This is a genomic window from Streptomyces sp. NPDC024632 (assembly GCF_055559175.1).
Genome location: NZ_JBVHLD010000005.1, coordinates 292,435 through 313,465, shown reverse-complemented (window position 1 = coordinate 313,465; position 21,031 = coordinate 292,435). Strand labels below are relative to the sequence as shown.

At 73.3% G+C, this 21,031-nt stretch carries 14 protein-coding genes; 8 read left to right on the top strand and 6 right to left on the bottom strand.

Annotated elements, in window-relative coordinates; all coding sequences use genetic code 11:
* The first annotated feature begins 48 nt into the window (after nt 1-48).
* Both ACZ37P_RS13025 and ACZ37P_RS13020 read left to right on the top strand, forming a co-directional pair.
* On the top strand, nt 49-2,958 hold the full coding sequence (locus ACZ37P_RS13025; RefSeq protein WP_467346440.1) for a protein phosphatase 2C domain-containing protein: 2,910 nt from the start codon (nt 49-51) through the stop codon (nt 2,956-2,958).
* An 86-nt stretch (nt 2,959-3,044) separates the two neighbouring features.
* The gene (locus tag ACZ37P_RS13020) at nt 3,045-4,787 is read left to right on the top strand and encodes a pyruvate dehydrogenase (protein ID WP_355338838.1); all 1,743 of its coding nucleotides are present in this window, start codon (nt 3,045-3,047) and stop codon (nt 4,785-4,787) included.
* A gap of 164 nt (nt 4,788-4,951) precedes the next feature.
* On the opposite strand, the gene ACZ37P_RS13015 is transcribed toward ACZ37P_RS13020, so the two are convergent.
* The gene (locus ACZ37P_RS13015; protein WP_467346438.1) at nt 4,952-7,792 is read right to left on the bottom strand and encodes a fascin domain-containing protein; all 2,841 of its coding nucleotides are present in this window, start codon (nt 7,790-7,792) and stop codon (nt 4,952-4,954) included.
* Nucleotides 7,793-8,176: 384 nt separating this feature from the next.
* Between ACZ37P_RS13015 and ACZ37P_RS13010 the strand changes: the two genes are divergently transcribed.
* Nucleotides 8,177-8,632: an ATP-binding protein gene (locus ACZ37P_RS13010; protein WP_391163575.1), complete on the top strand. Its 456-nt coding sequence runs from the start codon at nt 8,177-8,179 to the stop codon at nt 8,630-8,632.
* An 80-nt stretch (nt 8,633-8,712) separates the two neighbouring features.
* On the opposite strand, the gene ACZ37P_RS13005 is transcribed toward ACZ37P_RS13010, so the two are convergent.
* From ACZ37P_RS13005 to ACZ37P_RS12995, 3 genes are all read right to left on the bottom strand, one after another.
* Nucleotides 8,713-9,780 (bottom strand): DUF2637 domain-containing protein, encoded by a 1,068-nt coding sequence (locus tag ACZ37P_RS13005; RefSeq protein ID WP_355338847.1) that lies wholly within the window; start codon nt 9,778-9,780, stop codon nt 8,713-8,715.
* A 175-nt stretch (nt 9,781-9,955) separates the two neighbouring features.
* On the bottom strand, nt 9,956-10,831 hold the full coding sequence (locus ACZ37P_RS13000) for a (2Fe-2S)-binding protein (protein WP_467346436.1): 876 nt from the start codon (nt 10,829-10,831) through the stop codon (nt 9,956-9,958).
* 241 nt (nt 10,832-11,072) lie between these two features.
* Nucleotides 11,073-12,056 carry an acetylxylan esterase gene (locus ACZ37P_RS12995; protein WP_467346434.1) on the bottom strand — a complete coding sequence of 328 codons (984 nt, stop codon included), beginning with the start codon at nt 12,054-12,056 and terminating at the stop codon, nt 11,073-11,075.
* A 418-nt stretch (nt 12,057-12,474) separates the two neighbouring features.
* Between ACZ37P_RS12995 and ACZ37P_RS12990 the strand changes: the two genes are divergently transcribed.
* Together ACZ37P_RS12990 and ACZ37P_RS12985 are read left to right on the top strand one after the other, a co-directional pair.
* Nucleotides 12,475-13,203 (top strand): GntR family transcriptional regulator, encoded by a 729-nt coding sequence (locus ACZ37P_RS12990; RefSeq protein WP_467346432.1) that lies wholly within the window; start codon nt 12,475-12,477, stop codon nt 13,201-13,203.
* 88 nt (nt 13,204-13,291) lie between these two features.
* The gene (locus ACZ37P_RS12985) at nt 13,292-14,134 is read left to right on the top strand and encodes a Rossmann-fold NAD(P)-binding domain-containing protein (protein ID WP_467346431.1); all 843 of its coding nucleotides are present in this window, start codon (nt 13,292-13,294) and stop codon (nt 14,132-14,134) included.
* Between the two features lie 102 nt (nt 14,135-14,236).
* Here ACZ37P_RS12985 and ACZ37P_RS12980 read toward each other — a convergent pair whose 3' ends face one another.
* Nucleotides 14,237-14,989 carry a hypothetical protein gene (locus tag ACZ37P_RS12980; RefSeq protein WP_391049409.1) on the bottom strand — a complete coding sequence of 251 codons (753 nt, stop codon included), beginning with the start codon at nt 14,987-14,989 and terminating at the stop codon, nt 14,237-14,239.
* A 222-nt stretch (nt 14,990-15,211) separates the two neighbouring features.
* Nucleotides 15,212-16,873 carry a PucR family transcriptional regulator gene (locus ACZ37P_RS12975; protein WP_391163579.1) on the bottom strand — a complete coding sequence of 554 codons (1,662 nt, stop codon included), beginning with the start codon at nt 16,871-16,873 and terminating at the stop codon, nt 15,212-15,214.
* Between the two features lie 273 nt (nt 16,874-17,146).
* Between ACZ37P_RS12975 and ACZ37P_RS12970 the strand changes: the two genes are divergently transcribed.
* Genes ACZ37P_RS12970 through ACZ37P_RS12960 form a run of 3 tightly spaced genes read left to right on the top strand, consistent with a single transcriptional unit; the run spans nt 17,147 to nt 20,936 of the window.
* Nucleotides 17,147-18,052 (top strand): FAD binding domain-containing protein, encoded by a 906-nt coding sequence (locus ACZ37P_RS12970; protein WP_467346429.1) that lies wholly within the window; start codon nt 17,147-17,149, stop codon nt 18,050-18,052.
* Nucleotides 18,043-18,519: a (2Fe-2S)-binding protein gene (locus ACZ37P_RS12965; RefSeq protein WP_355338872.1), complete on the top strand. Its 477-nt coding sequence runs from the start codon at nt 18,043-18,045 to the stop codon at nt 18,517-18,519. The genes ACZ37P_RS12970 and ACZ37P_RS12965 overlap by 10 nt, the downstream gene beginning before the upstream one ends.
* A gap of 2 nt (nt 18,520-18,521) precedes the next feature.
* Nucleotides 18,522-20,936, top strand: coding sequence for a xanthine dehydrogenase family protein molybdopterin-binding subunit (locus ACZ37P_RS12960; protein WP_467346428.1), 2,415 nt, complete (start codon nt 18,522-18,524; stop codon nt 20,934-20,936).
* Nucleotides 20,937-21,031: the final 95 nt, after the last annotated feature.

The following is a 21,031-nucleotide window of genomic DNA, read 5'->3' as shown; positions in this document are numbered from 1 at the left end:
CCGGCGGTTCCACGTTTCCCGGCGGCCCGCGCGGTGGACAATAAGGGCATGAGCCAGCAGGGGGACTCCCACAGCAGCCAAGAGGACGACTGGTGGCGTCAGTTGTACGACGACGACGCGGCCACGCCGTCCGCCACGCCGGATTCCGTCGACGCGCACTTCGATACGGCGCTGGACGCGGTGGCGCCTCCGCCGCCGACGCCGGCCGCCGACACGTTGCGACTGCGTCGGCCCACTCCGCCGCCTCCGCCCCCTTCCTGGCCGGGGCCGCCGCGCACACCGGGTGCGCCTCCGGCGCCGGTCCCGACCACGGTGCCGGTCTCGGCTCCGGAGCCCGCTTCGGTGTCGATTCCGGCTCAGCAGGACGCGTCGCCCGAGGTACCGGCCGACGTGGTACCGGCCGACGAGGTACCGGCCGACGTGGTGCCGGCCGACGTGGTGCCGGCTGACGAGGTGCCGGCTGACGAGGCGCCGGCCGACGCGGCGCAAGCCGAGCGGCCGGTCGAGCCGCCGGTCGAGTCCTCGGCCGAACCACCCGCCAAGCCGTCGATCGCCGCGCCGGACGCGCCGCCGGTCGATGACGCTCCCGCGTGGGACGCCTGGTCGGCCGAGCCGACCTTCGGTACGGCGCCGCCGCCACCGGAAGAGACTCCGGAGGCCGCCGCGCCCGAGCCCACTCCGCCGCCTCGGCCGGAGCAACGCCCTTGGGACGCCTGGTCGTCCGCTCCCACCTTCGTCGAACGCCCCGAGCCGTCGGCCCCCGCCCCGGAGCCCCGCGAGGCGCCGCGCCCCGCGTCCGACTCCTGGTGGGCCCGCTCACCTTCGGCCGCCCCCGAGCCGGCACCGGCGCCGGAGCCCGTCGCCGAAGAGCCGGAGGCACCGGAGGGCGATACGCCCGGAGCCTCGTGGGACGCATGGTCGGCCACCCCGACCTTCGCCGTCGAGGACCCCCCGCCCGCTTCCCCGGACGAGCCTGCCCTCTGGCCCCGCACCGCCTGGCAGGCCCCGACCCCCGAGACGGCCGAACCGGCACCGGCCGAACCGGCACCGGCCGAGCCGGACGATTCCGGACCGCCGTCGCCGAACGACTCGGCGCTCGACCAACTCCTGGCAGCCCGCCGCCCCGCGCCCGAGCCGCCCCCCTCCGACAACTCCTGGGCCACCCCCGAGCCGGACCGCCCCGTGGCCGAGCCCCACCGCCCGCTTACCGCCCCGACCGGCGCGGCGGACCCCAACTACCCCTGGCCGCCCGCCCCGACCACGCCGAGCGCACCCCCGAGCCCGCAGACCGCCCCGCCCGGACCTGCCCCCGGTCGTTCCCCTTCGGCGGCCCAACCACCCGCCCCTGCGACACCGGACGAGCCCGCCCAGCCCATTCCCCCGCAGCCGTCCGCCCCGCCCGAGCCCCGCCGCCCGTGGGTCCCCCCGACCGAGGCGGAGTCCGCCCAGTCGGGTCCCTCCCCGCAGGCGGCTGACGCCGAGCCTGTCCCGGCCGACCGGGAGGCCCCCACCGCCTCCCCGGAGCCCGGCTCTCCCTGGGCTGTCCCGCCCGAGGCGGACGTCGATCGCTCCTGGGCGGCCCCGCCGCCCGCCGTACCGGAGCCCGATCAGCCCATTCCCCCGCAGCCGTCCGCCGCGCCCGAGCCCCGCCGCCCGTGGGTGGGTCCGACTGCCGTGGGTGTGCCGACCGCAGCGCAGAACGATCAGCCGGGTCCTTCTCCGGAGGCACCTGCGGCCGAGGCCGAACCGGTCGAGCCGGAACCCGATCCGTCACGCCCTTCGCAGGCGGCTGACGCCGAGCCTGTCCCGGCGGTGCCGGGCGAGTCCGACGGGTCGGAGTCCGAACAGCCCAATCCCCCGCAGCCGTCCGCTTCGGTCGAGCCCCGCCGTCCGTGGGCGGGGCCCGCGGTCGTCGGCGTGCCGGTCGGCGGGCGGAAGGGGCAGGCGGGGGAGCGGGACGGTGCCGAGGCCGGGACCGGGGCGACCGAGGGCGCAGGGAAGGCGGCCGGGTCGGCGGCGGGGTGGGGGCGGGAGACGGCGTTCGTGGAAGGGGAGGTGCGGTGGGCGCCGGAGCTGCCGCCCGGGTGGGTGGCGGCGGTGGGGGCGCGCGACGAGGTCGCGGAGCCGGAGGTGGTGGGCGGGGGGCCGCCGACGTACGCGGCGGAGCCGACCGCGTGGCCGGAGGCGGAACCGGACGACCTCGGCGCCCTGGTGGCGGACACGGTGCTGGACGGCGCGCGGTACGGCCGCATGACGGTCCGGACGGTGTCGCTGCGCGGCGACTCGGCGCGGTACCGGGGCCAGCCCCGCAGGGACGCCCTGCTCACGGCCCGCTTCGGCAGCGGCGACGAGGCGCTGCTGCTGGTCGCGATGGCCAGCGGCGCCCGCGCGGCGGACGACGCGCACAAGGCGGCGCAGGACGCGGTGCGGTGGATCGCGGGCGCGGTCGGCCGGAGCAGGAACCGGCTCTCTGACGACCTGCGCGCGGCCCGCAGAGGCTCGCTCAAGTCGGGCCTGCACCGGCTGACCGACCGTTGCTACGGACGCCTGCGGGCCCGCGGCGAGGACCTGGGCCTGGACGAGGGCACGTACACCGCCTCGCTGCGCTGTCTGCTGCTGCCCGCGGACCCGGAGTGCCGGACCCGGCTGTTCTTCGGCGTCGGCGACGGCGGACTGTTCCGGATCAGGGACGACACCTGGCAGGACCTGGACCTGGCGCCGGACGAGACGGCGGCGCCGTTCCGCTTCCGGGCCACCGTCGCGCAGCCCGGCGACGCGCTGGTGATGTGCAGCGGCGGCCTCGCGGAACCGCTGCGCGGCGAGCCCGCGCTGGCCGTCCACCTGGCAGGCCGCTGGGGCGCGGGACCGCCCGGCATGGCCGCGTATCTGGCCGACGCCCAGACCCGCGTCAAGGGCTACGCCGACGACCGGACGGCGGTGACCGTCTGGGACGCGTGACCGGGCGCGCCCCGGCGCTCCCGGATGCGGGGCCACCCACTTCCCGGTGAGATGAGAGGAGTCACCGACGAGGACAGGTGGGCCCGATGGCGAAGCAGACCGTGGCCGAGCAGTTCATCGACGTGCTGGTGCGCGCGGGCGTACAGCGCGTGTACGGGGTGGTGGGCGACAGCCTCAACCCCGTCGTGGACGCCGTACGCCGCAACCGTTCCATCGAATGGGTGCACGTACGCCACGAGGAGGTCGCGGCCTTCGCGGCGGGCGCGGAGGCCCAGCTCACCGGCAAGCTCGCGGCCTGCGCGGGTTCCTGCGGCCCCGGCAATCTGCACCTGATCAACGGCCTGTACGACGCGCACCGCTCGATGGCCCCGGTGCTGGCGCTCGCCTCGCACATCCCCAGCAGCGAGATCGGCACCGGCTACTTCCAGGAGACCCACCCCGACCAGCTCTTCCGCGAGTGCAGCCACTACAGCGAGCTGATCTCCAACCCGGCGCAGATGCCGCGGGTCCTCCAGACCGCCATCCAGCACGCGGTGGGCCGCGGCGGCGTCAGCGTCATCAGCCTGCCGGGCGACATCGCCGCCCAGACCGCGCCGCAGCGCAGCATCGAGCACGCCCTGGTCACCCGCCGCCCCACCGTCCGCCCCGGCGACGCGGAACTCGACGTCTTCGCCCGGCTCGTCAACGGCGCCAACAAGGTCGCCCTGTTCTGCGGCAGCGGCACCGCGGGCTCGCACGACGAGGTGATGGCCTTCGCCGAACGCGTCAAGGCCCCGGTCGGCCACGCCCTGCGCGGCAAGGAGTGGATCCAGTACGACAATCCGTACGACGTCGGCATGAGCGGTCTGCTCGGCTACGGCGCCGCGTACGAGGCGATGCACGAGTGCGACCTGCTGATCCTGCTCGGCACCGACTTCCCGTACAACGCCTTCCTGCCGGACGACGTGACGATCGTGCAGGTCGACGTGCGGCCCGAGCACCTCGGGCGCCGCTCGAAGCTGGACCTGGCGGTGTGGGGCGACGTCGGCGAGACGCTGCGCTGCCTGACGCCGAAGGTGCGGGAGAAGTCCGACCGCAAATTCCTCAACCGGATGCTGAAGAAGCACAGCGACGCGCTGGAAGGCGTCGTGAAGGCGTACACCCGCAAGGTCGACAAGCACGTGCCGATCCACCCGGAGTACGTGGCGTCCGTGCTCGACGAAGAGGCCGCGGACGACGCGGTGTTCACCGTCGACACCGGCATGTGCAATGTGTGGGCGGCGCGCTATCTGACGCCCAACGGCAAGCGCCGCGTCATCGGCTCCTTCACGCACGGCTCGATGGCGAACGCGCTGCCGCAGGCGATCGGCGCGCAGTTCCTCGACCGCCGCAGGCAGGTGGTGTCGATGTCGGGCGACGGCGGCTTCACCATGCTGATGGGCGACTTCCTGACGCTCGTCCAGTACGAACTCCCCGTCAAGGTCGTGCTGTTCAACAACTCCTCGCTCGGCATGGTCGAGCTGGAGATGATGGTCGAGGGCCTGCCCGCGTACGGCACCACCAACCACAACCCGGACTTCGCGGCCATCGCCAACGCCGCCGGGGCCTACGGCGTCCGGGTCGAGAAGCCCAAGGACCTGCGGGACGCGCTGCGCGGCGCCTTCCGGCACAAGGGGCCCGCCCTGGTCGACGTCGTCACCGACCCGCACGCCCTGTCCATCCCGCCGAAGATCACCGGCGAGCAGATCGGCGGCTTCGCGCTGTCGGTGGGCAAGGTCGTACTGGACGGCGGCGTCGGCAAGATGGTGCAGCTCGCGCGCTCCAATCTGCGCAACGTGCCGCGCCCGTAGCCCCGTTCGGCTCCGTTGTGACCCAGGACCGCGCCCTCCAGCACACCCCGACCGGCACGTTCCACCGGCTCGACCCCCCGTCCCGGTCCAGCGGTGCCCGGACAATCAGCCGTCGCTGTACGGGTACCGCGGGACGGAACAGGGGGCCGACGGAGGAAAAGCCGTCAACTCTGGATCAGATCGAACTCCTCCCACTGCCCGATGGCCGCCCGATTCGCGATCAGCGCCGCCGCGCCCCCGTTCTCGGCCGTCACGTACTGGTTGTTGACCCGCGCCCGCAGGCTGACGCTCCCGTCGCCGTTGCGCACGAGCTGGAACTGCTCCCAGGTGCCGACCGCGTCGACCTTGGCGAGCAGCGGGGCGGCGCCCGCGTTGTCGGCCGTCACGTACTTGTTGTTGGCGTGCGCGCGCAGCGCGATCCAACCGCCGCCCTGGTCGATCTCGTCGAACTGCTCCCAGGGCCCGATGGCCGTACGGTTGGCGATCAGCGGCGCCGCGCCCGCGTTGTCCGCCGTCACGTACTGGCCGTTGGCGTGCGCGCGCAGCGAGACCACCGTGCCGCCGCCGGGCGCGGTGCCGCCGTCGTCCAGACCGATCTGCACATTGCCCAGGTGCTTGGCGGCGGTGGCGGGGGAGCCGGAGACCTGCGCGTAGGGCAGCGCCGTGGTCGGCGCGGCCACCGGTTCGACGAGGTACGACTGCCCCGAGGCGACCGGCACATTGAAGGTGCCCGCGGTGGTCGGCGCGACCACGACGGCGTTGCTCGAACCGTTCACCACCTGCACCGACTGACCCGGCCAGGGGTTGCGCACGCGCATGGTCTGCGACGACCCGGCCTGGATGGCGACCGTGACCGGGGTGCCGTTCTGGACCTGCACGTCCACCTTGGTGTTGCCCTGCACCGAGACCGTGCCCGCCGCGTCCCAGCCGGCCGGCCAGGCCGGGGCGATCCGCAGCAGCCCGTCGTAGTCCTGCACCAGCGCCTCGTTCAGCGCGGTCGCGACACCGGACGCCTGCTCGATGTACGCCTCCGTGCCGACGGTGTTGCCGAGGTCGGCCAGCCCGTTGATGTACACCTGGTGGCTCTGGGTGATCGACGTCAGCCTCGCCGCGACCTCACTGGCCAGCCCGAGCCTGGCCGCGTCGATCGCGTCCATGCTCCAGTCGTTGCCCCCGGTCACCGCCCGGTGGTTGTACGAGCGCACCGCCAGGTCCCGCAGTGCCCCCGGGTCGTCAGTGACCAGGTTGTACGGCCACACCGGCTCCAGGTCGATGTTCTCGCTGTTCCTGATCTGCGCGGTCGGCTGGTACGAGTACGCGATGATGTCGTTGTTCGACGCGTCCGCCGACGGCGGCAGCACCTGCGTACGGCCGTAGTCGGTACGCGCCCACGCCGGTATCTGGCCCTGCGCGGTGGTCAGTTGCGAGATCAGCGCGGTGTCCCCGGTGTTGAGGAGCTGCGCCGCCTTGATCACCACGGGGAAGAGCGCGGCGTCCGCGGCCAGGTCGGTCGTCGGGTCCTGCACCGCCCACTGCGTTTCGTGCGCGTTGGCGACCGCGTGCAGCTTCCCGTCCGAGCCGACCTTCTGGTAGTTGAGCAGGAAGGTCGCCGACGACTTCAGCAACGGGTAGTACGTGCGCAGGAAGTTGATGTCGCCGGTGGCCAGGTACTGCTGCCAGATGAACAGGCTGATCTCGGCGCCCGAGGTGATGTTCAGGGCGTTCCAGTTGGGGCTGCCCGGCTGGCTGCACGCCGCGTTGGCGCCGTTGCCCGGGTCGCCGCCGTTGCCGTTGAACCGCATGACCTCGGGGACGCAGGCGCCCGGTGTGCCGCCCATCTGCTGCTTGGTCCACGCCTCGATGGCGGCCAGGTTGTTCTGGTAGAGGTTGAAGATCGGGATGTTCAGCGCGAAGTTGCCGCTGCTGGTGTTCGCGGAGATCTGGGTGCGCAGATTCCACAGCCAGGTCGCCGACGGCGTCCAGTTCTGGTGGTCCTGGCCGAAGTTGAACATGTCGGCGACGCCCGCCTGGCTGCCCGGCACGGTGCCGCGCATCGAGGCGGCCTCCATGTACAGGTACAAGGTGCGCAGCGTCTCCATGTACTGCGCGGTGCCGTCGGCCGAATTCGCCTCAAGGACACCGGAGTTGGCCCAGAAGCCGGACCACCAGGACTGCTGGGAGGACAGCAGCGAGGACTCGGCGGCGGTCGCGTCGGAGCCGAGCAGATTCGCGGCGGTGGTCGCCGCGTTGCCGCCGGTCCAGGTCGGGGCGCCGAGGATCACCCGGTAGGAGCCGTCGGCGTTGGGGGTGAACGCGACCTTCACCTGGGTGGAGTTGACCACCGAGGCGGTGACATTGCGACCGCCCGCGGAGAGCGCGGCCAGCGAGCCGAAGGTACGGCCCGAGGAGCCCGCCTCCTGGTTGTCCACCCAGGTCTCGGCCAGCGTGCCGACGGTGCCCGAGACGGCGGCCTGCGGACCGCGGCCCGACCACAGGCTCAGCGTCGCGGTCTGCTGGGCGCCCGGATCGGCGCCGGTGACGTCCACGATCAGTTCGTCCTTGGTCGCCGACACCCAGGACTTGAGGGTCATGCCGCCGCCGGACTCGGTGAGCACACCGGTGTAGACGTCGAGCGAGCCCTTGAAGTCGCTCGCGTTCGTCAGCGCGGACAGGCCCGGAATCTGCACCTGGCCGGGGGACTTGCGGCCCGGCAGGGTGTCGGCGCGGTTGAGCTGCGCGGTGAAGCCGCCCGCGGCCCAGGCGGCGGCGCCCAGCGAGCCGTTGCCCAGCGGCAGCGACTGCGCGGCGGCGGTGTTCGGCGAGCCGAGCACGATGTTCGAGCGGCGGATCACATTGGGGGTGTCGACATGGAAGCCGCCGTTCTGCCAGGCCGTGGTCGCGGTCGCCGCCGCGGCCGGCGGGGCGGCGGCGGGGACGAGCAGGCCCGCGGTGAGCAGGCCCGCCGCCAGAAGTGCGGTGGTGACGAGCGCGGGTGGTCGGATCATTCGCCGACGTCCGAGTTTTCCTTGCGGTGAGTACACGGGCCCCTCCCGAGGCAACGGGACGACAACACAGGCGCAACACCCAAGAGACACATGGGATGAGTGCGCCACAGAGTGGAGGCCGTGACCGCGTAGTGTCAAGGATTTTCACAACGCCGACTCGGCTATACATCGGACCTCTTCAGGGAGCGGAGGTCAGAGTGCCTGCCCAGGTCGAGAATCCGCGACGGCGGCGGCGCGATCCGCAGACCTCCGATGTGACGTCGGCTGCGCACATTCGGGACACATCAGGGGATCACGCGCGCAGGACTGGAACCTGTGGGGCTGGGAATGCCTATCGGCAAGAAAGTTCGACCGGGGAATCGCGGCGGCGACCGGAGCGGGGCCATGGAAGAGCCCGAAGCAGGGGAACTGGGGGATCAGACGGACATCACGGGGCAGATACTGCGGCATACGGTGCGGCACGCCGACCTCCCGGCCGTGGCCGAGGTGCGTCGCCTGCTGCGCGAGCATCTGCGGGACTGGGGAGTGCCCGTGCTCTGCGACACGGCGGAGCTGCTCGCCACCGAGCTGGTCACCAACGCACTCCAGCACACCACCGACGGGGCGGTGCTCACCGCCACACTCGTCCCCGGGCGGACGGCCGGGGAGCGGCTGCGCGTCGAGGTCTACGACGACCTCGCCCGGCACCCGAGGCTCCCGGCCCAGGCGACCGCCCCCGAGGACCACGGCACTTCGGGCCGCGGGCTGCTCCTCGTGCAGTCCCTGGCCGACGCCTGGGGCGCGCACTCACGCGGCAAGGGCAAAGTCGTCTGGTTCGAACTCGACGCCCGCCGCGTGTGACAGCGCCCACGGGGCGGGGACCCGGGTATCTCTCCCATGCCCCACCACCCGTGGGCGGCAGTCGACAACCGGCTTTCGGCTCAGCCGAATTGGCGTTCCATTTCCTCCAGCTTGCGTTCCAGGGAGTCCAGTCGGGGGAGGGTCATCGTGTCGTCCTCCGCCGTCAGGTCGATGGTGAAGGGGGCCGCGGCGTCCTCGCGTACCGGCTGGAGCGCCGGACGGGCGCGGACGGGGAGTTCGGCCGCGTGGGCCTCTATGGCAGGCTCCGATGCGGCCTGGCCGCTGCCGCCCGCGGCACTGGCCGCCGGAGGCAGTTCGACCTGACGGCCGCCCCGGCCGCCACCGCGCGGCCAGTTCCTGTGCTGCCGGTTGAGCGCCTTGACGCGCGCCCGCTCCAGCCGGTCGTGGTCGCGGCGGCGCATCACGTTCTGCTCGCGCTCCCGCTTGTCCTCCCGGACCTCCTCGACCGCCTCGTCCAGCGTGCGTACGCCTTCGAGGAGCATCAGGGACCAGGCCGCGTACGTCTCACGCGGTGCCCGCATCCACCGCACCATGCGGATCTGCGGCAGCGGACGCGGTACGAGCCCCTGCTCGCGCAGCGCCGCCCGGCGGGTCTGCTTCAGCGCGCGGTCGAAGAGGACCGCGGCCGAGAGCGACATCCCGGCGAAGAACTGCGGAGCACCGGCGTGGTCGATACCGCGCGGCGCGTGCACCCAGTTGAACCAGGCGGCGGCGCCGGCGAACAGCCACACCAGCATGCGCGAGCCGAGAGCCGCGTCACCGTGGCTGGCCTCCCGCACGGCCAGCACGGAGCAGAACATCGCCGCGCCGTCCAGGCCGAACGGGACCAGGTACTCCCAGCCGCCGGTCAGGTTGAGGTTCTCCCGGCCGAAGCCGACCAGGCCGTGGAAGGAGAGGGCCGCGGCGACGGCGGCGCAGCAGAAGAGCAGCACGTACGAGGCGCTGCCGTATATCGCCTCCTTGCGGCGACGGCGCTCCTCACTGCGCTCCCACGAGTCCACCTGGGCGCCGTCGGCGCTGCTCGAACTCGCCTTGCGGTTGCGGAAGACGAGCACGCAGGCCACGAGGACGACCAGGCCGATGGCCCCCGAGAGCGCCCAGTCCAGCGATATGTCCGTAAGTCTCATGTGCGATTCCTAGTGTCGCTTCCGTCGCGCTCGGGCCGCGGGACGGCTTACGAGCGACATCTTTGCGAAGAGCGCGGATGACTGGAGAGGTTATGGCCCAAGAGCACGCCTTCGGATGGATTGCTCGAACTTCCGTGCCACAACAACTCAGTTGAGCGAGATCGTAGCGTGATCGTCAGGCCGCCGAGACCAGCCGCCTGATCCGGTCCGCGTCGCAGGTCCGCGGGCAGGTGGTGCAGGCATCGGCCGGACTGATCGTATAGAACCGGCAGCAGGTGAGCCGGTCCCGGGTCCGGCTCACGGGCGGTGACGGTGCGTCAGTACCGGTCGGGACCGTCAGTTCGCGGAATGCGGCGCCTCCCGCATACGGCGTAGTGCCACCGGGCAGCAGCGCGGCCAGCTCCGCCGCGGCCCGCTCCTCCTCGCCCAGCAACTGCCCCACGCGCCAGAGCCCTTCGGTGATCTCGTCGGTCGCCATGCCCCACAGCGCACGCGGTCCGCGCCGCAGCCGCGGCCCGAATCCCTCCAGCAGCGGCGCGAGATGCTCGGCCAGCGCGGCCCGCAGTTCGTCGCGCAGTGCCGCCTCGCCGGGCACGACGCGGGCGTGGGGGAGCGCCGCGGCCGGGTCGTCCGGCAGGCAGGCGAAGGAGCGCGGCCGTACGGTCATCCGGCCCGCCGCGCGGTGGAAGGACACGTCGGTGACCGCCAGCCGCGGCACCCGGCGGCTGAGGAACCACGGCACGGTGAAGAGCAGGCACGCGGGCCACGCGTAGCGGTGCAGCGCCAGCGCCGCCGCCACGTCGGGCCGCGGGCGGCGGCCGTGGTCGGCCGTGACCTGGGCGGCGACGGTGTCCGTGAGGGCGTCCGCCGCCGCGCCGCCGTCCGCCAGTTCGCGCGCCCCGACCCAGCCGGGGCCGTGCGGCAGCGGTTGGGTCACGTCGGTCGCCTCGGTCACGACGAGGCCGGGGAAGGCCTCGGCGAGCCGGTCGTACGCCATGGTCAGTGGCGAGCCGGTCGGTGCGGCGGGCGGCAGGATTCTGGACACGGGCATGCGGCTCACCATCGGGTGTTTCGAGCGACACGAGATCGTTACGAGGTAAGGCTTACCTTACTCATGGAGAAGGGTTCTTGAGCAAACCGGGGTGTTTGCCACTACGGCATTCGGGGGAAAGGCGTGCCCGCACGCCCCCCTCCGGCTGCCCCGCGCCCCCACCGGCCCGCCCTGGCCGCTGCCCGCCCTGGCCGCTGCCCGCCCCGGCCGCCGCCCGTGCCGGGCGTGTCGCGTCGGTCCGCTACCGCTGCGCCTCCAGGTCGCGGAGCCAGCGGAGCTGGGTGGCGCGGTGCTCGGCGGAGCCGCCCTCGTGGCCGTTCCAGGGGTAGACGCTGATGTCCTTCGTGCTGCCCGACCAGTGGTTGTACGAGGCGAAGACCGTCGACGGCGGGCAGACCTGGTCCATGAGCGCCACCGAGTACAGCGCCGGAGCCGTCGCGCGGGCGGCGAAGTTGAGGCCGTCGAAGTACGAGAGGGTCGTGAACACGTCGTCGTCCGTGCCGCGTTGGGTCGCGAGGAACAGCACGATCTCCTGGTACGGGTCCCGGTCGGTGAGGGTCAGCGCGCGCCGGAAGTGCGACAGGAAGGGCACGTCGATCAGCGCCGCGGCGACCCCCGGGTGCAGTCCGGCGGCGGCGGTCGCGATGCCGCCGCCCTGGCTGCCGCCGGCCACGTACACCCGCCCGGCGTCGACGGCGGGATGGGCCGCCGCCACGTCCACCGCGCGGACGGCGTCGGTGAAGACCCGGCGGTAGTAGTACGCCTCCGGGTCCAGGATGCCGCGGGTCATGAAACCGGGGGCCTGCGGGTTGCCGCCGCCGTGCGGGTCCGGCGTCGAGCCCGCGCTGTTGCGGCCCACCGCGCCCTGGCCGCGGGTGTCCACCACCAGCGCGGCCCGGCCGGTGGCGGCCCACACCAGATGGTCGTGCGGCAGGCCGCGCCCGCCGCCGTACCCGATGTACTGCACCACGCACGGCACCGGGCCCTGCGCGCCGCGCGGCACGACCAGCCAGGCGGATATCGGGTGGCCGCCCCAGCCGGAGAAGGTCGTGTCGAAGACGTCGACGGCCGTCAACGCGGCGTCGACGGGCAGGAATTCGGCGTCGGGAGCCGACCGCGCCGCCTCGTCGAGCGTGCGCTTCCAGAAGGCGTCGAAGTCGTCGGGCTCGTGGCGCTCCGGCCGGTACGAGCGCAGTTCTTCGAGGGGCAGATCGAACAGGGCCATGCGGACTCCATGGGCGAGAGCGAACCGAGAGTAAACAAGGTCGCACAAGAATAAACGAGACCGCACGCCCGGTCGGCTCCGCCAGCCCGGTCCGTTCTCTCGGACTGGTCCAATGCCGGTGGGGGATAAGGCCGTTGGACCAGTCCACTCATGGTTCCGGAAGCTGACGTCGGACCTGTCCGACGTCACTGCGTCGCACGGAATCCGGTGCGGGGAATTTCCCTCGGCGGGCGGTGACCGGCGCGCGTACGGCGCTCCGCGCGATACCCCGCGGGGGTAATGCGCGGGCGGCCGGGGACACCACCGGCGCGGGTTACGCTTACCGCACTGCGCCACCCGAGTGGCGTCACCAGGCACTGGTCACCGGTCACGGCCAGGACGGCCGGTCACGCTCACGGAGTACGGAGAGGGACGCCGCGTGGAACGAGCCGCACCCGGGGGCGCCGAGCAGGTACGCGGCGACCACCCGCACGCCGGGCAGCCGGAGCTGCCCGCGCCGCGGCGCATGCCCGAGCGGCTGTCCGTACGCGACCAGGTGCTCGGAGCGCTGCGGCACGCGCTGGTCAGCGGTGAGCTGCCGCCCGGCACCGTGCACTCCGCGCCCGCCCTCGCCGGCCGCTACGGCGTCTCCGCCACGCCCATCCGCGAGGCCATGCAACTGCTGGCCCGCGAGGGCGCCGTCGAGGTGCTGCCCAACCGCGGCTTCCGGATCACCGAGCGCAGCGCCCGCGACCTGGCGGAGCTGGCCGAGATCCGCGCCCTGCTCGAGGTGCCCGTCGTCCTCGGCCTCGCCCGCAGCGTCACCGCCGACCAGTGGGAGGCGCTGCGCCCGCTGGCCGAGGCGACCGTGACCGCCGCCGCCCTCGGCGACCGGGCCGCCTACGCCGAGTCCGACCGCGCCTTCCACCGCGCGATGCTGGGCCTGTCGGGCAACCTCCAGCTCGTCTCCGTCGCCGACGAGCTGCACCGCCGCGCCCAGTGGCCGCTGGCCGTCCCGCGCCCGCCGCACGCCGCCCGCCCGGCCCCGGCGGAGCTGCTCGCCGACGCCACCGAGCACGCCGTACTGCTCGACGCCCTCGTCGCGGGGGACATCGACACCGTCGAGGCGCTGGTCAGGGAGCACTTCTCGGGCGCCGCCCGCGGCTGAGCCGGTCGAGACGGCCGAAGACGCCCGCGTATGCCGGTGAGCGGGTCGGCCATGGTCCGGGGGAGGGCCGCTGACGTTGGCTTGACCCATGACGACAACAGACGCACGACACGAGACGGTGCTGGTCCTCGGCGGCAACGGGAAGACCGGCCGCCGCGTCGCCGCCGGGCTGCGCGAGCAAGGGTTGCGGGTACGGATCGGCTCGCGGGCGGGCGAGCCGCCGTTCCTCTGGGAGGACCGGGGGACCTGGCCGAAGGTGCTCGACGGCGTCCGCGCCGCCTACATCGCCTACTCCCCGGACCTGGCCGCGCCCGAGGGCGCCGACGACGTGGGCGCCTTCGCCGCGCTCGCCGTGGAGCTGGGCGTACGGCGGCTGGTCCTGCTCTCCGGCCGCGGCGAGCCGGGCGCGCTCCGCGGCGAGCGGGCCGTCCAGGACAGCGGCGCCGACTGGACGATCGTACGGTCGAGCTGGTTCGCCCAGAACTTCAGCGAGGACTATCTGCTGGAGCCGGTGCTCGCCGGGGAGATCGCGCTGCCCGCGGGTGAGGTCGGCGAGCCCTTCGTCGACGCCGAGGACGTCGCGGACGTCGCCGTGGCCGCGCTGACCGCGCCGGGGCACGAGGGGAAGGTGTACGAGGTCACCGGGCCCCGCCTGCTCACCTTCGGCGAGGCCACCGCCGAGATCGCCCGCGCCACGGGGCGCGACATCCGGTACACGCACCTGCCGGCCGCCGAGTACGCCGCCCTGCTCGGCTCCCACGGGCTTCCCGCCGAGCTGGTCTCGCTCCTCACCGACCTGTTCACCGAAGTCCTCGACGGCCGCAACGCCCACACCGCGGACGGCGTCCGGCAAGCCCTGGGGCGTCCGCCGCGCGACTTCACCGAATACGCCCTGCGGGCCGCTTCCGAAGGCGCCTGGACCCGGGGCTGACCCCGCGCCGCCCCGGGGAATGCAACCACGCGGACCGCCGCCACCGGCCGGTGCCCGGAGACGACCGAACCGCCCCGCCGGGGCCGGTGGCGGGGGCCTGCCCTAGGCCGCCGTGAAGGCCGGGGCGAGCCAGGTGGGGACGCCGTCCAGGAGGGCGTAGAGGCGGGCGGCCTCAAGACGGAGCCGGGCGGCCTCGGGCTCGTCCTCGACATCGGCCAGGGCGAGCAGCGCCGGGGCGGTGCCGACGAGGTGGCCGAGGGAGACGCGGATGCGGAGGGACTCCGCGAAGCCGTGCCGGGCCTCGGCGATCTCGCCGTCGGCGGCGGCGAGCCCGGCGAGGTGGCGCCAGGTGAAGGAGGTCAGGAACACGTCGCCGTGGGCGACGGCGCCGGCGTGGGCGCGGCGGTAGGCGGCGCGGGCGGCAGCCGGATTGGCGGCGATGTTCTCGGCGACCAGGCCGCGCCGGAAGTCCAGCAGCGGCCTGCCGGGAGAGGCGGGGGACAGCAGCGCGGCGGCGCGGCCGAACGCGGAGCTGGCCTCGTCGGCGCGGTCGCGTACGGAGAACAGCGTCGCGCCGTACGCGAGGTACCCCCGTTCGGAGGCGGCGGCGCCGCGCTCCTCGTCGGTGCCCGCCAGCGCCTCGGCGGCGCGCAGCGCGTCCTCCGCCTCGGACCAGCCGTCGAGGTGGTAGAAACACCCCTCGACCAGCAGTTCCGCCCTCCGTAGCGCGGCTCCGGCGTGGTCGGCGCAGAACGGCGCGAGCAGTGTCGCCGCCTCCGCCCAGCAGCCGCGAGCCCGCAGCCGCCATACGTCCGGTTCCCCGACCACCGATTCCGACAGGGCGGTTTCCGCCACAGTCTCTCCCCCAAGCGCGTCGTCGAGCGAGTGCGAGTTCCTGCTTACGTGCAGTGGCCGAAGTCCAACATGGCGCGGGGGTCCACGCCAAGGGGTTGGAGATCACCTTTTGTGAACGGGATCACTAATGCCTGTTCGGCAGGTCGGACGGTCCAACAGGTGAACGTGTGAAGGAGATTCGACGGCCACTTCGGCGGGCGCGCCGCCCGTACCGCCGTGCCGTCAGCTCATCCGCAGCGCGAGGAAGAAGTCCAACTTGTCCTCAAGGCGCGACAGATCACGCCCCGTCAGCTGTTCGATCCGCCCGATCCGGTACCGCAGCGTGTTCACGTGCAGGTGCAGCCGGGTGGCGCAGCGCGTCCAGGAGCCGTCGCACTCCAGGAACGCCTCAAGGGTCGGGATGAGGTCGGCGCGGTGCCTGCGGTCGTACGCGCGCAGCGGGTCGAGCAGCCGGGCGGTGAAGGCGCGGCGCACGTCGTCGGGGACGAAGGGCAGCAGCAGGACGTGGGAGGCCAGCTCCTCGTGCCCGGCCACGCAGACCCGGCCGGGGCGGGCCGCGGCCACCCGGCGCGCGTGCCTGGCCTCCTCCAGGGCGCCGCGCAGCCCCTCGGCGGACTGCACGGCGGCGCTGACGCCGATGGTCAGCCGTCCGTCGTCGGCGAGCCCGCGGCCGAGCGGGCCGCGCAGCACGTCGAGCAGCCGGTCGGCGTGCAGGGTCGCGGGGGAGTCCTCGCCGCCCTCCTGGGCGCCGGGGACCGGCGGCGGCAGCGGTACCAGCGCCATCGCCTTGTCGTCCAGGTGCGCCACCGCGATCCGGTCCGTCGCCTCGGCCCCGGCCGCCGCCGGGTCGACCAGCACTTCCTCCAGCAGGTCCCGCGCCACCGGCCCCGGCGCCAGGTCGCCGCCCGCCCAGTCGACCCGGGCGACCACGATCTGCCACTGCGGCGCGCCGCCCGCGCCCGGCACCAGGACGGGCGCCGCGGCCCGCAGCCGGGCGCCGATCTCGGCGGGCGGCGCCCCGCCGCGCACCAGCTCGAAGACCTCCGCGGCCAGCCGCCGCCGTACCGTACGGGCCGCGTCCCGCCGCTCCCGCTCCACCGCGATGAGCTGCGTGACGCCGTGCAGCAGGTCCAGGCGCTCCGCGGGCCACTCTCCGGCGTCCGCCTCGACGGCGAGGAACCAGTCGGACAGTACGGTCGCCCGTACGTCCTCAGCCCCCGCGCGGACCGGGAAGAGCGAGTAGATCCGGCCGCCCTGGACCGCGACGCGGTGCGGCGCGGGCCGGGCGGTGCGGGCGGCGGCCTGCTGGGCGCCGGCCAGCTCGGCGCGGACCGAGGCGGCCAGCGACTGGCCCGAGCCGCCGATCTCCCGGCCGACCGCGGACAGCACCCAGGCGCGCAGGTCCAGGTCGCTGCCGAGCAGGTCGAGCACGGCGTCGGGGCCGCCGCCCGCGGGCCCCGACGACATCAGCCGCCGGTGCCGGTCCACGACCGCCGCGAGATCACCCGCCCGGCCGCCGGAGACCTGCCGGACCACGTACTCGGTGACGGTCGCGAAGGCCACCGTCTCGTCCACCGCGAACAGCGGCAGCCGGTGCCGGGCGCAGGCGGCCACCAGATCCTGCGGGATCGTGCTCAGCCCCGCCTCGCCCGCCGCGAGCGCCGCCACCCCGGCACCGGCCAGCAGCCGGACGAAGGGCTCGCAGTCGCCGGGGCCGCGCCGCCAGGCCAGACCGGTGAGGACCAGTTCGCCGCCGGTCAGATAGCGGCTGGGGTCGCGCAGGTCCGTGGTCATCACCCCGCGGACCGTACGGTCCAGCTCGTCCTCGCCGCCGAGCAGCCGCAGGCCGAGGGCCTCGGTGTCCAGCAGTGCGCGCAGCCGCATAGTCGTCGCCTTGTCCTCTGCCGGGTCGTGGTCGCGGTCCCGGCCGTCGTCGCGGGAGCCCGGGGTCGCAGTGTCGAACACCGGTGTTGCGGGTGGGCTGCCGCGAGGTTTCGGAGCGGACCCTTTCGGAGGAATCTACAAGACCCACCCCTTGGCCAGCCAACCGCTTCATGTTTTCGGTGACTGCACCCGGACGGCCCCACAGCCGTGTACTGGGGCCACCCCGCGTGTACAGGACATGAACAGCCCACTCGGATTCGAGAAGAGAACCCCATGGAATTCCTGCGCCCCGCCAGCTGGGAGGAAGCGCTCGCCGCCAAGGCCGAGCATCCCTCCGCTGTGCCCATCGCGGGTGGCACGGACGTGATGGTCGAGATCAACTTCGACCACCGCAGGCCCGAGTTTCTGCTGGACCTGAACCGCATCGGTGAGCTCCAGGAGTGGGAGGCGGCCGAGGACACCGTCCGGCTCGGCGCCTCCGTCCCGTACACCCGGATCGTGGAGAACCTCAGAGCCGACCTGCCCGGCCTCGCGCTGGCCAGCCACACAGTCGCCTCCCCGCAGATCCGCAACCGCGGCGGTGTCGGCGGCAACCTCGGCACCGCCTCCCCGGCGGGTGACGCCCACCCGGCGCTGCTCGCGGGCGGCGGCGAGGTCGAGGCGCAGTCCGTACGCGGCACCCGGCTGATCCCCATCGACGACTTCTACCGGGGGGTGAAGCGCAACGCGCTGGAGCCCGACGAGCTGATCCGCGCCGTGCGGCTGAAGAAGGCGACCGGGCCGCAGCAGTTCTCCAAGGTCGGCACCCGCAACGCGATGGTCATCGCGGTCTGCGCCTTCGGCCTGGCCCTGCACCCCGAGATCCGCGAGGTCCGCACCGGCATCGGCTCGGCCGCGCCCACCCCGATCCGGGCGCGGACGGCCGAGGAGTTCCTGGCCGCCGCGCTGGACGAGGCCGGGCTGTGGGAGAGCCGCGGGGTGATCCCGCCCGCCGTCGCCCGGCAGTTCGCGGAGCTGGTCTCCGGGGCCGCCAACCCGATCGACGACGTCCGCGGCACCGCGTCCTACCGGCGGCACGCGCTGGCCGTCATGGCCCGCCGCACGCTCGGCTGGTCCTGGGAGCAGTACCGCGGCAACGAGCCCCACGAGCTGGACGACAGGAGCAAGCCATGCGCGTGACCTTCACCGTCAACGGCAGTCCGCAGGAAGCCGACGACGTATGGGAGGGCGAGAGCCTGCTGTACGTGCTGCGCGAGCGGATGGGCCTGCCCGGTTCCAAGAACGCCTGCGAGCAGGGCGAATGCGGCTCCTGCACGGTCCGCCTGGACGGCGTGCCGGTGTGTTCGTGTCTGGTCGCCGCGGGCCAGGCGCAGGACCGCGAGGTCGTCACCGTCGAGGGCCTGGCCGGTGAGGGCGGTGAACTCTCCACCGTCCAGCAGGCGTTCGTGGACGCGGGCGCCGTCCAGTGCGGCTTCTGCACCCCCGGACTGCTGGTCGCCGCCGACGAGTTGCTCGAACGCGTCCCCGAGCCGTCCGACGGCGACATCCGCGAGGCGCTGTCCGGCAACCTGTGCCGCTGCACCGGCTACGAGAAGATCCTCGACGCCGTACGGCTGGCCGCCGCCCGTACCGAAGGAGCGGTGTGAGCATGCCCAACACACCCGCGCCCGGCGCCGGTTCGTCCGTCACCCGGACACCCACCAGCCTCACTCAGGGCGCCGCCTCCAAGGGCGGCATCGGCGAGTCCACGCTGCGCCCCGACGGCATCCTGAAGGTCACCGGCGAATTCGCGTACTCCTCGGACCTGTGGCACGAGGACATGCTGTGGGGCTACACGCTGCGCAGCACCGTCGCGCACGCCGAGATCCGCTCCATCGACACCTCGCAGGCGTTGGCCACCTCGGGCGTCTACGCGGTGCTCACCTACGACGACCTGCCCACCGAGGTGAAGAACTACGGCCTGGAGATCCAGGACACCCCGGTCCTCGCCCACGGCAAGGTCCGCCACCACGGCGAGCCGGTCGCGCTGGTCGCCGCCGACCACCCGGAGACCGCGCGCCGCGCCGCCGCGAAGATCCGCGTGGAGTACGTCGACCTGCCGGTGATCACCGACGAGGCGTCCGCCACCACGCCGGGTGCCGTCCTGGTCCACGAGGGCCGCGAGGACCACCACATCGGCCATGTCCCGCACCCCAACATCGTCCACCGCCAGCCCATCGTGCGCGGCGACGCGGACGCGGCGGCGGCCCGCGCCGACGTGGTCGTCAGCGGCGAGTACGTCTTCGGCATGCAGGACCAGGCGTTCCTCGGCCCCGAGTCCGGCCTGGCCGTGCCCGGCGAGGACGGCGGCGTCGACCTCTACGTGGCCACCCAGTGGCTCCACTCCGACCTGCGGCAGATCGCGCCGGTCCTCGGGCTGCCGGAGAAGAAGGTCCGGATGACGCTCTCCGGCGTCGGCGGCGCCTTCGGCGGCCGTGAGGACCTGTCGATGCAGATCCACGCCTGCCTGCTGGCGCTGCGCACCGGCAAGCCCGTCAAGATCGTCTACAACCGCTTCGAGTCCTTCTTCGGTCACGTCCACCGCCACCCCGCAAAGCTCTGGTACGAGCACGGCGCGACCCGCGACGGCAAGCTCACCCACATCAAGTGCCGGATCGTGCTGGACGGCGGCGCCTACGCCTCCGCCTCCCCGGCCGTCGTCGGCAACGCCGCCTCCCTGTCGGTCGGCCCGTACGTCGTCGAGGACGTCGACATCGAGGCGCTGGCCCTCTACACCAACAACCCGCCCTGCGGCGCGATGCGCGGCTTCGGCGCGGTCCAGGCGTGCTTCGCCTACGAGGCGCAGATGGACAAGGTCGCGGCCGAACTCGGCCTGGACCCGGTCGAGTTCCGTCAGCTCAACGCCATGGAGCAGGGCACGCTCATGCCGACGGGCCAGCCCGTCGACTCGCCCGCGCCGGTCGCCGAACTGCTGCGCCGGGTCAAGGCCCGCCCGCTGCCGCCCGAGCGCCAGTGGGAGGTGGCCGGGGGAGCCGCCGACGTACGCGCGCTGCCCGGCGGCCTGTCCAACACCACGCACGGCGAAGGCGTCGTACGCGGTGTCGGCTACGCGGTCGGGATCAAGAACGTCGGCTTCTCCGAGGGCTTCGACGACTACTCCACCGCCCGGGTCCGGATGGAGGTCATCAACGGCGAGCCGGTCGCGACCGTGCACACCGCGATGGCCGAGGTCGGCCAGGGCGGCGTCACCGTGCACGCCCAGATCGCCCGTACCGAACTCGGCGTCACCCAGGTCACCATCCAGCCCGCCGACACCCGGGTCGGCTCGGCCGGTTCCACCTCTGCCTCCCGGCAGACGTACATGACCGGCGGCGCGGTGAAGAACACCTGCGAAGCCGTACGCGAGAAGGTGCTGGAGACCGGCCGCCGCAAATTCGGCACCTACCACCCGGCGTGGGCCACCGCCGAACTCCTGCTGGAGGGCGGCAAGGTCGTCACCGACGGCGGCGAGGCGCTGGCCGACATCGCGGACGTCCTGGAGGACGAAGCCGTCGACCTGGAACTGGAGTTCAGGCACCGCCCGACCGTCGCGTTCGACCTGCGCACCGGACAGGGCAACGGCCACGTCCAGTACAGCTTCGCCGCGCACCGCGCGGTGGTCGAGGTCGACACCGAACTGGGCCTGGTCAAGGTGGTCGAACTCGCCTGCGCCCAGGACGTCGGCAAGGCGCTCAACCCGCTGTCGGTCGTCGGCCAGATCCAGGGCGGCACCACACAGGGCCTGGGCGTGGCGGTGATGGAGGAGATCATCGTCGACCCCAGGACCGCCAAGGTCCGCAACCCGTCCTTCACGGACTACCTGATCCCCACGATCCTCGACACGCCGACCATCCCGGTCGACGTGCTCGAACTCGCCGACGAGCACGCGCCCTACGGCCTGCGCGGCGTCGGCGAGGCGCCCACGTTGTCGTCCACTCCCGCGGTCCTCGCGGCGATCAGGAACGCGACGGGGCTGGAGTTGAACCGGACCCCGATCCGGCCGGAGCACCTGACCGGAACCTAGGCGGCCGGGGGGCTCCCGCCCCCCGGTCCCCCTTTCTTGTTCGTCTCGGGCCGTCCCCCGGGTCGTGCAGGCCACGCAGATCCCAAATCCCGTAC